The organism is Mucilaginibacter sp., from assembly GCF_039925265.1.
Taxonomy (GTDB): domain Bacteria; phylum Bacteroidota; class Bacteroidia; order Sphingobacteriales; family Sphingobacteriaceae; genus Mucilaginibacter.
Window position 1 is genome coordinate 73737 of the sequence record NZ_JBDSZG010000024.1, and the last position, 11699, is coordinate 85435.

Consider the following 11699-nt stretch of genomic DNA (forward strand, 5'->3'; position numbering starts at 1 on the left):
GATGAATAATAGCATGTAACTTACCTTTTATTGCGGCTGGTTATATACTATATCGTTTGCAATGGGGCAGGGGTTGCCTCGGGTAAAGGTGCAGGAGAAATAAATATTGAATGGTTTTACCTAAAAATTTAAACTCTTTAAAATCAAATGTTTAAACAGCGGTAAAATATTTTTTAAATAAACAGGCAACCTTTAAACCTGCAATTACGTGATGTAGAAAGATAAGGTTAAATTTATAGGCATATAGTTTAATAACCCGCATGGGCGACGAAGAGTTACATCAACTGATACGAGGCTGTGTAAAGCAGGACAGGAAATGTCAGAAAATGCTGTATAAGGCATTTTACGGCTTTTCTATGGGCATTTGCCTGCGCTATGCCAACAACCGGGATGAGGCTGCCGAAGTAATGAATCAGGGGTTTTATAAGGTTTATACGCATATCGAGCGGTTTGATATGACGCGGCCGTTTAAAGCATGGTTGGGCCGTATTATGATGAATGTTTCTATCGATTACTATCGCGCCAACCTTAAAATGGCCTATACCGACGACCTGGATAAGGCCGAACATTTAACCGACGGCGAGCTGGTAGACCGCAACCTAAACTATGAGGACCTGCTGCGCATGGTGCAGCAATTGCCTCAGGCCTACCGTACGGTGTTCAACCTTTTCGCTATAGATGGGTACTCGCACGAGGAGATAGGAGATATGCTGAACATCAGCCCGGGGACATCAAAATCGAATTTGCACAAGGCCCGACAAAAATTAAAAACAATGATCTTAAAAGCAGACGATGCTGCAAACAGCCAAAACTATAACCGGGGGATGGATTATAACCCCATAGTAGCGATGTGTGGCAGCGATATCAAAAACGCTTTTTTTAATAATGGTATCAGAAAATGAAAGAGGGGGAGGAAAAAATAGATAGCATATTTAAAAAGCGCCTGGAGGACCCGGCGAACAACCTCGCTCACAACGAGGATGACTGGGATGCCCTTGAACAAATGCTGGATAAAGGCAAAAAACGCCCCGTAATAGCATACTGGTTGCCTGTACTGAGTGGCATGGCGGCACTGTTGTTACTGTTTTTAGGCTGGTGGCTTTTTAAACCTCAGCAGGGCGCTGTTAAACCAAACCAACAAGTTGCAGTTAAAAAACGGGAGCCGCAAAGCGCAAACAGCGATACCAGCATTAAAAACACACCACAGGCACCTGTAAGCGTGCCCATGAATAGCATAGCGGTTAACCCGCAAACAACCAATAAAAACCAGGGAGATATCTATTTGCCAAAAAGAAAACAGGCGGACGTAAAAGGAACGGCTGCCGCTGAAAATACAGGAACTACCATATTAGCTGCCAGTGGCATAACTACACCGCAGCAGAACAATACGGTTGTAACACCGGTGCAAAAGGACACCGCACCACCAGTAAAAGCAAACATGATGGCCATGCAAAAAGACACCACGCCGACTGTAAAGACAATCGGCACAGCAAATGCCGGGCAGGCCGTAATAGCACAGATGGAACCGGCCAAAACAACCGAAAAGGTAAAAGTGAAGGCAGGCTCCTTTGGTGCTAATCGCCCGAGGTATGCGCTGAGTGTAATTGCTTCATCAGATATTAACGGGGTTAACTCGTTCCAGCAAAGCAAGGTGGGCAGCAATTTTGGGGCAATGTTTTCGGTAAGCATCAAAAAATGGACGATAACTACCGGGGCAACTTATTCTGTTAAGCCGTATGCAACCACGTTTGCAAATTACACCACGGCCTACCAGTTTAAGCAGGATCCAACCAATGTTACCGCAGATTGCCGCATGTTGGATATTCCGCTGAATATTGGTTACCAGGTTTACCAGAAAGGTAAAAATAAGTTTTCGCTGGGTACGGGGCTGTCATCGTACTTTATGCTGCATGAAAATTACAAATATACATACAGTTCGGCATACCCTAACGGGCCGGCAAACTATACCGTTGCTAACCCGCAAAACTATTTATTCAGCAACCTTAATTTAAACGCAACGTTCGAGCACCGGGTAAATTCAAAATTCAGTTTAAGTGTACAACCTTACCTGAAACTGCCGCTGAAGCCGGTGGGCTATAGCCAGGTAAACCTGCATACTGCGGGGGTAGCCGTTGGCTTCAACTGGAACATCAATTCATTCACCAAACCAAAGTAGCATGAAGTACATCTGTATTATTTTACTTGCCTGGTTAAGCATCAAAAACCAGGCAGGGCAGGATCTCTATGCCTGTAAAAACGCAAAGATCAGTTTATTTTCCTCGGCCCCGCTGGAGGATATACAAGCCTCGAGCAGCAGTGGCACATCGGTTTATAACCCTGCCACCGGCGACCTGGCCTTTAGTGTAGGCATCCGCTCGTTCCAGTTCCCAAAATCGCTGATGCAGGAGCATTTTAACGAGAACTATATGGAGAGCGATAAGTACCCCAAAGCCACCTTTAAAGGAAAGATAAAGGAACCGGTTGATGTAACCAAAAACGGCAGCTACCCGGTAAACGTAACCGGCGAACTGAGCGTTCACGGTGTTACGCAAACCCGTACCATCCCCGGCACCGTAGTGGTGAACAATGGTACGGTAAGCATGACGTCGGAATTTATGGTGAAATGTGCCGACCATAAGATCGACATCCCCACGCTGGTATTCAAGAAGATTGCCGAGAGTATCAAAATGAACGTATCGGCAACCTACACGGCAGTAAAAAGCAGCTGAAACCCTATAACACATAAACAATGAAGAAGCTAATATCCCTTGCAGCCTGCGCTGTAATTAGTACCGCCGTATGGGCGCAAACCACACCGGCCCAAAGCAAAACCGCAGCAGATTCGCTGCTGAACAGTATGGATAGCGGTACCAAGGCCGAACCCGTTATCGCTACCTTTAAATCAACCCGGTTAATTTTGGGTGCCACTACCGAAACCGTTAAAAAGAATAACCTCAACTTTTTGGTGATCCACCGCTTCGGCGATATAGGCGGTTCGGAAGGCGGGGGTAAAACCCTCTTCGGCCTTGATAATTCCAGTGATATTTACATCGGCTTTGAGTACGGCCTTAGTGATAATCTGGATATCGATTTTGGCCGCAGCAAATTTGCGCAGCAGGTAGATCTGGGGCTGAAGTACGCCATCATTCACCAAACATCAGACAACGCCACGCCATTTGCCGTAACCCTTTTGGGCAAGGCGGGCATAAAAGCCTACCATGCCGACCAGGGCGAGTTCCCAACCTTTACGGATAGATTTGCCTACGTGGCGCAGGCGATCATCGCCCGTAAGTTCTCAGCGAATTTTTCCCTGCAGTTAACGCCAACCTATGTGCGCGACAATTCACCCTTTCCGTTTTTGGCGGGGAATGAGCGCAGCTTTTTTGCCATGGGTATAGCAGGCCGCTTAAAGGTGACCAAACGGATGGGCATCGTGGTAGATTACGCGCATCCCTTCTCTTCCTTCCGTAGCAACGCGACGGGCGATAACGCCTTTTACGATCCGCTGGGTATAGGTATTGAGATAGAGACAGGCGGGCACGTGTTCACCATCGTGTTCAGCAATGCCAAGGCGATCTCCGAAACCAGCTACTTAAGCGCCAGCCAGAGCGATTGGGGCAAAGGGCAGTTTAGGTTAGGGTTCACCATTTCGAGGATGTTCAGCTTTAACAAAAAGGCCAAAAAAGCTTATTAATCCTACTAAAATACAACACCATGGAAAGACAACAATTTTTAGCGAAGCTGGGCATCGGCCTGGCGGCTGTTTGTACCGGATGCAGTTTAGTATCTTGCGGCAGCAACCCCAAAAACGAAGACCCCACGCCAACCGCCGATGGTAATATATTTACCACCAATTTGGATAGTGAATTGCTGAATGTGGGCGATGCCAAGGTATCCAACGGTGTAATTTTAGCCCGTATCGCGGCAGGCAATGCGGTCGGCTCGTTCTCCGCGGTGCAGGTGGCCTGTACACATGAAGGGACTTTCATTAATTATAACCAGGCCGGGGGGATCTACATTTGCCCGCTGCATGGCAGCCGTTTCAGCAAAGAAGGCTTTGTACTGCAAGGGCCGGCAGCATCATCCCTCAAAAAATACAACGTAGTAATTACCGGCGCAAGCTTAAACGTGCGGGCATAAGATTGTTTAATTTTGATATGATAGGGGCGGCCTATTCCTGGTTAGGATGGGCCGTTTTTTATTATTGGCGGAGACATTAATAAACACTACATTAGTTTACGTAAACCTAAGCTGATATGGAAACTCCGCGCATTACGCGTAAGCAAATACATATCGTAAGCAAGCATAGCCAATGGCCGGCCGGCGGTATCAAACAAACGCTCCATGATGAAGGCATTTATGCCAATACCGGAAGCTGGGCTAAATTTATCGACGTTGCACTACTAAGCCTCGGCGTTGCTTTTGCCGTTGCAGGCATCATATTCTTTTTCGCTTACAACTGGCATACCTTGCACAAGTTTGCAAAACTCGGTATTGCACAGCTGCTGTTACTTGCAGCTGTTTTGGTGGTTTTGTTTGTAAAACTGCCGGGATTGATCAAGAATATCGTTCTTACCGGTGCATCAGTGCTTGTAGGCTTATTATTCTCTGTTTTTGGGCAGATATACCAAACCGGTGCCGAGGCCTATGATTTTTTCTTAGGTTGGACGGTATTCATTCTCATTTGGGCCATCGTAGCCGAGTTTGCCCCGCTGTGGCTCATCCTTCCTTACTAATTAACACCACTATAGTTTTTTATAGCGCGCAGGTGGGGCCTACATGGGAAGCCACAACGCTCTGCTTAGTGCTTTTTGCCATAAATGTTGGGGCAATTGGTATAACGCAATTGTTTTACCGGGGCCGCACTGCGGGGATGGTGCCGGGTTATTTTAGCAAAGTAGTGGCTTTAAGTGCTGCCGGCTGCATAACCGTTAGTATAGTTACTGGCATATTTGATAGTTACAATGGTTATGCCGATACGCTTTGGATAGCTTTACTGGCGCTTGTTTTGGTTTATGGATTTGCGGTAAGTTATAGTTTAAAAAACCGGTCGCTTTATTACCTGTGTATCATCCCGTTAAGTATCATTATTATCATATCGTCATGGCTGTTTAAGGTGTTTGCCAGGAACTCCGGGGGGGTGTTTTTTTTCGTTAGCCTTTTTGTCATCATTAGTATTACGGTATTGGTAAACGCACTCATCACCCTAAATAAAAGCTGGAATGGAAACAAATAGTAAAGTAGACACACTTTTACAGACCGTTAGCGAAGAGTATGATTGGGACTTGTCAATACACCGCGAGGCCATTGAAAAAGAATTGACGGCAGATGAAAGCTCGTATCAGGGGCTGGGGATCAAATTATTGTCCATTGCGGGCGGTTTGCTGGCTGCCGGCTTCTTTTTGGGTTTTGTTGGCATAACGCTCATGTCAGTGCCCGCTTTGGCCATATTTATCGGTTTATTGGTAATGGGCTGCGCTATCGTATTAAATAAAACATCTACCAACACGGTTTTAGATACTCTGCTTATATCATCATACCTGGCCAGCTATGCCATGGTGGGCTTTGGCATGTCTCAAATGCGTATGGATTCCAATATAATTGCAACCGCGTTGCTGCTATTGGCCATTATAACCCCTGTCATCACATCGGGCTATATGTTGAATTTCTTTTCGGTGCTGGTCGCTTCCGCATGTTTGTTCTCCTTCGTTTTTATAAACGATAGCTACGAAACTGTACACGTGTACACCTTGCTGTTTGCGGCCGGTTATGCCTGGTTAAGCTTGTCCGAAACCGAATTGATTGCACAAAACCCGCCTTTGAATACCCGGTATATGGCATTGCGAAATGGTTTCCTTTTCGCGTTTATAGGGCTTTTATGCTATTTGGGCATCCGCGAGTTACATGATCGGGATTTAAACGACGGCTACCTATCGGGCGGAATCATTATTTTAATAACCGGCTTTGTGCTGTACCAGGTTGTTGACTCACTTGCCCTTACCGAAGTAAAAAGCAAAGCGCTCATTTACCTAATGGGTGGGCTCATGATGTTATCTGCCGTTTTTGCACCGGCTATTTGTGGTGCCCTGCTCATTATTTTTCTGAGTCACCATACCGGGCACCGCACCGGTTTAATAGTTGGTGTAATAGCGCTGATATATTTTACCAGCCAGTATTATTACGATTTGGATTACACGCTTCTTCTAAAATCGGAGCTGATGATGGCGTCGGGCGCTATATTTTTGTCGGCATGGTTCATCCTTAAAAAACAATTAAAACGGTATGAGCAAAACTAAGCGCATCATTGTTTTACTTAACCTGCTGTTGCTGGTTGGGTATTTCAATTGGGCTATCATGGCCAAGGAGAAAACGTTGAGCAAAGGGAAACTGGTGTTGCTGCGCCTTGCCCCGGTAGACCCAAGGTCGTTAATGCAGGGTGATTATATGCAGTTGAATTACGAAATAAGCACGGCACCGGCGGGCATAACCAAACGTGGTTACTGCATTGTTACTTTAGATGAGCACGGTGTGGCAAAAAAGCAGCGTTTTCAGGACGAATTGCAGCCATTAAAACCCGGTGAGCTTGCCGTTAAATACTTTTCTGCACCGGGCTGGCGCTCCGTTAATGCCCGTATTGGTGCCGAATCCTTCTTTTTTGAGGAAGGGCAGGGCCAGCGATTCCAGGCGGCTAAATATGGCGGTATCAAAATAGATGATGCCGGTAACAGTGTTTTAGAAGGCCTTTATGATGAGCATTACCGGCTCATTAAATATTAATCACTACTGCTGTACCACCGGGAACTGCGACACTCGCAACCTGGTACAGCCATAGGGAACCAAAATAATATCTTCCTCCTTTTGGGCATCCAATCCGTATCCAATACTGTAGGGGAGTTGGCCGGTCATATCGTTATACAAACCCCATGAGGGTACGCGCTTGCCTTTGGTTTTAATAATGATGGGGCTGTTATTTATACTCCAGGGGTAGTTTGCTGCCGCGCCTGTGGTCACAACTTTATAATGTTCATTCAGCTTATTATCCGGGCGGGCTATCAAAACGTAGTTCCAGGGTGGTGTAGGGCGGATCTCGTCGTAAGCCTTACCATAATCTACTGAGTCTTTATCCGTGATTCACTTGTTCGCCAATTTTTATGGCGTATACAATTGGTCCGCGCGCTACCGATATGGAGTTTTCGCACCAGTTGTTTTTAAACACGGCGCATGCAGGGTTGAGTAAAATAAGGAGGAAGCGAGCAAATGGCTAATTTAATTTTCATCGCGATAAAAATTATTTTACAATTAGGGTTTGGGCGGATGGTTTTTCCATGCTTTTTATCAGTTTTTTACCAAGGTTGATCCCTGGTTTTTCGATATACTTTTCAGATAGCATAGCTACCACAGCCGATAACGATAACGAAACAACAAAATTGATCACCAATACCGTACTGGCATTTAAATGGCCCGATATCATTGTGCTTATTTTGTAAGCCAAGGGGTAAGCAAACAAAAAATGGAAGATATAAATAGAGAATGATAACTGCCCGATGCGGTGCAGCAGGGGCAGGTTGACATTGGCATTCTTAAAAAAGTTAAACAGGAAACCAAAGGAGATGCCTGCTATAAATATAGTGAGGTTGATGTTATGCGCCAGCTTCCGCGAGAGCAGAAAAGCTACGCCAAACAAGGACAGGAAAGCTGCCAGGCTGATAAGCGGCGATATTTTTAGCGGGGCCGACCTTTCTAAAAAAAAATAGCTGATGCCCAGGGCAAACACAGGTAATTGATTCAGGATAAAAGCAAAGTAAAAGTGATCGGTAAAGACAGCACCTTCAACAACCTGGTACGTTGCAACCATGTAAATATTGGCCAGTATAAAGGCTAATACAGGGATTAGATAGAGGAGGCTGGTATTATTTATTTTACTATAGAGCAGAAAAATTGCCGGGAACATGAGGTAAAACAGCATTTCGGTACCGATGGACCAGCCCCCAGGCACAATGGAATTGTAAGCGCCCGGCACAAAGCTATGCAGGAAGGATACATTCAGCAGGATATTGCCTGGTGTGTAAACTTCGGCTTTTGATAATGGCCCGCCAAGGTTTAGCGCCGGGATATGTGCCAGTAAAAAGTATAGTACAATGCCGGTATAATACAATGGCGCTATCCTGAACAACCTGCGGATGTAGAAATTGCGGATATAGCTTTGCTCACGCCGTACATTCATCGACCGGCACAGCGTATACGCCGAAAGGAAAAAGAAGAGCTGTACGCCAATCTGGCCAAAAATTAGTCGCGAGCGGCTCACCTCGCTGATATTGAGGTCGGTTAAGGCCACGTGGGTGATCACCACCAGAATAACCGCTACGCCCCGCAGCAGGTCGATATGGTTTAGTTTGGTTATTTCTTTTTGTGGAGCGGTAGCAGGGTTCACATAGCAATAATACTAAAACTCCTTTGTAAAAACACGGGGCGATAAAAATTGCGGCGTTTTAGCAAGCCGGCATTCTTATAATAGATGCCTCCAGCGCATTTCAGTGCCCGTTTACCTGTAGATTGTCATAATTGTAGCAGGAATAATACATGAGGCTAATAATTTCTATTTTGCGGCGTTTAGCAGTATTAAAGTTGTTCCATGTACAAAAAGTTACTTTTACTTTTATTTATTTTAAGAATATCCACCGCCTCCGCCCAATATAAATGGACCCCCAAAACAGATAAAGACGGTATAAAGGTTTTTACCAGTTTGGTGCCGGGCTCTAAATTTAAAGCCATAAAAGTGGAGGCGGAATTAAACGCTACCGCAGCGCAATTGGTAAAGGTGCTGCTGGATGTAAAGGGCTGCACCGAGTGGGTTTCGCACACCAAACTGTGTACACTGATAAAACAGGTATCACCATCAGAGGTATATTACTATTCAGAAATTGACGTACCCTGGCCAGCTACCAACCGCGATTTTGTTGCTCACCTCATTGTACACCAAAATCCTGAAACCAAAGTGGTAACGGTAGATGGCCCCGCCGTGCCGGGTTTCGTGCCGGTGAAGGACGATATTGTGAGGATAACCGCGTCCAAAGGCGAATGGATCATCACACCGATACAAAAAGATAAGATAAAAGTGGTGTATACCCTTCAGGTAGATCCCGGGGGAAACATCCCCGCCTGGTTGATCAACATGCTTGCCGCAGAAGGCCCCACCAGGAGTTTCCAGGGATTAAAAAAGCAGTTGAAAAAACCGGAATACGCGCAGGGAGTAAGTTTTATAAAAGATTAAAGGCAGTCTTTAAGATGTTGACCGCTTCCGTCAAAAAAAGTATTAGAAAAAGATGAAAAAGCAGTGTTTTTGCCCCAAAGCCTTAAAAATTAAAAAATAGCGTAAATTTTCGCAGGTGATTTCGCCGTTTTTGGCGGTCATCAGGCTTTGGGCTTCAAATTAGCCTTTAACATTACCCTGCCTTTTTTGGTTAAAGTACAGGCCGGTGACCGTTCTTTTTCCGCGCCTTTGGGAACCTCTATCAGGTTGTACAATCTCAGATCTTGCAGGTCGTCCTTGCTGATATTTATCGCCATTCCCTTCTCGGAAATTACTTTTAGCGCGGCAACAACTTCATCGTGTTTCATGGTGTTATATTTAACGGTAAAGATATCACAATATAAGGCAAGAAAGGCTCATTTCCAAAGCGCATTAGCTAAAATAAGGGGCTAATCAAGTTCTATAGTCAATTCCGCGGAGAATAGTGTGCCGGTATTGGTGGTTGTTAATTGGTGTTTGCCGGGGTAAAGGATGTACAGCCTGCGCTTTACGTTCTTTAATCCTATACCCCCGCTTGGGCGGGGTGGGTTCTCCTGCTGTTGTATCTCATTCACAATGCTAAAGTATAATTTACGCTCGCCTGCGGGTATTTTCAAGGCGATGTGAATGGTGGTTTGCCCCAGAGTATCTGTGCCGTGTTTAAATGCGTTTTCTACCAGCGCGATGAGCAGCATAGGACCAATGTGGTAGGCAGAATAGTCGCCGGCCATATCCGCCTTAACCTTTAATTCGCTTCCAAATCGCAATAATTGCAGTTCTATATAGCTATTCAGGTAAGCTATTTCTTTATCCAACAGTACGCGGTTATCGTCGCTTTCGTAAAGCATATAACGCATCAGGTGCGATAGGTTCATGATGGCGGGTTCTACCTGGTCGGATTTTTTGCGGGCGAGAGAGGTAAGGTTATTTAATACGTTAAACAAAAAATGCGGGTTGATCTGCGAGCGCAGGAAGCTAAGTTCGGTACGGAGGTGTACGGTCTCCCTTTCTTTTAATGCTTGTTGGCGGGCATTATTGTCTAAAATTATACGGTAGCAAAAACTGCAAAGCAGCGCAATAAAGGGTGAAAGTATAGGCATAAATATACCCGGCCCCCGGCCCATCTGCGGGCCGAATGATCGCCGACCGGGGTTTGTATCGCCCGGCCGGTTGGGAATCGAATCCTTCCAATTCTGTGGAAAACTACCCCCTGGCGGGCGCGGTGGCGTCCCCCTGAAAAGCCACCAGTATACCCAGTAGCAAGCCAGTAAAGCGGTTAGCGAAGTTAGGTATAACGGCCATCCCCGTTTTTGCAATAAGGGATAAAGCAAGTAAGTATGTATATAAAACAGTATCAGCAATATGATATTGGAGGTGACAATGTTGGTTATAAAGTGATGCCGCATCCACTCGGGCATATTGGGTGGCGAACTTACGAAGGGCAGCACCAATAACAGGAACCACACCAATACAGGCAGCAAATTATATACCCAGGGTTTGTAGCGCGGTTTATTCATGCGGCAAAGAAGGTTTAAAATGCTATAATGTGCAAAAACACTCGACCAATGCCCTTAATGACGAGACCAAACGCGTTAAATAATGTTAAAAAAATAATAATGTGTGCCGCATGGTGTTTCTTTGAGTAGTGTAAGCCCCTAATGCTTGCCCAGGTAGATATGCGGTGTATAATTATTGATGACGAGCCACTTGCGCTCGAACTTTTGGAAGATAATATAAAACAGATGCCACGCCTGCAATTGGTAGCCAGTTGCCGCTCGGCGGCGCAGGCCATGCAGGTATTACATACCGAGCCGGTCGACCTGATCTTCTGTGATATACAAATGCCCGGCATTACAGGGCTGCAGTTTGTGAAAAGCCTTGCCCAAAAGCCCATGGTCATATTTATAACCGCTTACCACGAATTTGCCATGGATGGTTTCGAGCTGGACGTGGTAGATTACCTGCTGAAACCGGTGCCTTTGGAGCGTTTTTTGAAAGCCTGCAACAAAGCGTTTCACCTGCACAATATCCAAAACAAACCTGCAACAGTAGCGCCGGAACCCAACCGCGACCATCTTTTTGTATATGCCGATTACAACCTCATCAGAATCAATCATGGCGAGATCACCTATATAGAAGGGCTGAAGGATTATGTAAAGCTGCACCGCAACGGAATTGCCAAGCCGGTATTGTCGCGCATAACCATCAAAGCATTGGAGGAACAGTTACCTGCGCACCAGTTCTTCCGTACACATAAATCATATATCGTGAACCTGGGATACGTGCAATCGGTACGTAAAGGGCGCATTAAACTGGAGGATGCCGAAGTGCCCTATACTGATAATTACCGCGAAGTTATCAGCCGGATGACGGGGAAGACGATTTAACTGCTGCACATATAGTGCGTTGG

General features: G+C 45.7%; 15 protein-coding genes. 11 read left to right on the forward strand and 4 right to left on the reverse strand.

Features of this window, described 5'->3' with window-relative positions; translation table 11 throughout:
- The first annotated feature begins 260 nt into the window (after positions 1-260).
- The 9 genes from ABIX36_RS11780 to ABIX36_RS11820 all read left to right on the forward strand — a co-directional run bounded on the left by ABIX36_RS11780 (position 261) and on the right by ABIX36_RS11820 (position 6777).
- On the forward strand, positions 261-902 hold the full coding sequence (locus ABIX36_RS11780) for a sigma-70 family RNA polymerase sigma factor (RefSeq protein ID WP_348082361.1): 642 nt from the start codon (positions 261-263) through the stop codon (positions 900-902).
- Positions 899-2176: a hypothetical protein gene (locus tag ABIX36_RS11785; RefSeq protein WP_348082362.1), complete on the forward strand. Its 1278-nt coding sequence runs from the start codon at positions 899-901 to the stop codon at positions 2174-2176. Before ABIX36_RS11780 ends, ABIX36_RS11785 begins: the two co-directional genes overlap by 4 nt.
- A gap of 1 nt (position 2177) precedes the next feature.
- Positions 2178-2729 carry a YceI family protein gene (locus tag ABIX36_RS11790; RefSeq protein WP_348082363.1) on the forward strand — a complete coding sequence of 184 codons (552 nt, stop codon included), beginning with the start codon at positions 2178-2180 and terminating at the stop codon, positions 2727-2729.
- A 20-nt stretch (positions 2730-2749) separates the two neighbouring features.
- Positions 2750-3694, forward strand: coding sequence for a DUF5777 family beta-barrel protein (locus tag ABIX36_RS11795; RefSeq protein ID WP_348082364.1), 945 nt, complete (start codon positions 2750-2752; stop codon positions 3692-3694).
- A 20-nt stretch (positions 3695-3714) separates the two neighbouring features.
- Positions 3715-4140, forward strand: coding sequence for a Rieske 2Fe-2S domain-containing protein (locus ABIX36_RS11800; RefSeq protein WP_348082365.1), 426 nt, complete (start codon positions 3715-3717; stop codon positions 4138-4140).
- A gap of 116 nt (positions 4141-4256) precedes the next feature.
- Positions 4257-4736 (forward strand): DUF2157 domain-containing protein, encoded by a 480-nt coding sequence (locus ABIX36_RS11805; RefSeq protein ID WP_348082366.1) that lies wholly within the window; start codon positions 4257-4259, stop codon positions 4734-4736.
- Between the two features lie 32 nt (positions 4737-4768).
- Positions 4769-5236 carry a hypothetical protein gene (locus ABIX36_RS11810; protein ID WP_348082367.1) on the forward strand — a complete coding sequence of 156 codons (468 nt, stop codon included), beginning with the start codon at positions 4769-4771 and terminating at the stop codon, positions 5234-5236.
- Positions 5223-6296: a DUF4401 domain-containing protein gene (locus tag ABIX36_RS11815; RefSeq protein WP_348082368.1), complete on the forward strand. Its 1074-nt coding sequence runs from the start codon at positions 5223-5225 to the stop codon at positions 6294-6296. The genes ABIX36_RS11810 and ABIX36_RS11815 overlap by 14 nt, the downstream gene beginning before the upstream one ends.
- Entirely contained in the window at positions 6283-6777 is a 495-nt protein-coding gene (locus ABIX36_RS11820) for a GDYXXLXY domain-containing protein (protein ID WP_348082369.1), read from the forward strand. Before ABIX36_RS11815 ends, ABIX36_RS11820 begins: the two co-directional genes overlap by 14 nt.
- Before the next feature lie 3 nt (positions 6778-6780).
- On the opposite strand, the gene ABIX36_RS11825 is transcribed toward ABIX36_RS11820, so the two are convergent.
- Both ABIX36_RS11825 and ABIX36_RS11830 read right to left on the reverse strand, forming a co-directional pair.
- Complete coding sequence (locus ABIX36_RS11825; RefSeq protein WP_348082370.1) at positions 6781-7011, reverse strand: hypothetical protein; 231 nt, start codon at positions 7009-7011, stop codon at positions 6781-6783.
- Positions 7012-7288: 277 nt separating this feature from the next.
- A complete protein-coding gene (locus ABIX36_RS11830; protein WP_348082371.1) occupies positions 7289-8431 on the reverse strand; it encodes an acyltransferase in 1143 nt (380 codons plus the stop codon).
- A 201-nt stretch (positions 8432-8632) separates the two neighbouring features.
- On the opposite strand from ABIX36_RS11830, the gene ABIX36_RS11835 reads away from it, so the two are divergent.
- On the forward strand, positions 8633-9271 hold the full coding sequence (locus tag ABIX36_RS11835; protein ID WP_348082372.1) for an START domain-containing protein: 639 nt from the start codon (positions 8633-8635) through the stop codon (positions 9269-9271).
- A gap of 140 nt (positions 9272-9411) precedes the next feature.
- Here the strand turns inward: ABIX36_RS11835 and ABIX36_RS11840 are convergent, their stop codons facing one another.
- Positions 9412-9618 carry a hypothetical protein gene (locus tag ABIX36_RS11840; RefSeq protein WP_348082373.1) on the reverse strand — a complete coding sequence of 69 codons (207 nt, stop codon included), beginning with the start codon at positions 9616-9618 and terminating at the stop codon, positions 9412-9414.
- A gap of 81 nt (positions 9619-9699) precedes the next feature.
- The gene (locus tag ABIX36_RS11845) at positions 9700-10806 is read right to left on the reverse strand and encodes a histidine kinase (protein WP_348082374.1); all 1107 of its coding nucleotides are present in this window, start codon (positions 10804-10806) and stop codon (positions 9700-9702) included.
- Between the two features lie 159 nt (positions 10807-10965).
- Here ABIX36_RS11845 and ABIX36_RS11850 point away from each other — a divergent pair, with 159 nt between their 5' ends.
- Positions 10966-11676 carry a LytTR family DNA-binding domain-containing protein gene (locus tag ABIX36_RS11850; protein ID WP_348082375.1) on the forward strand — a complete coding sequence of 237 codons (711 nt, stop codon included), beginning with the start codon at positions 10966-10968 and terminating at the stop codon, positions 11674-11676.
- Positions 11677-11699: the final 23 nt, after the last annotated feature.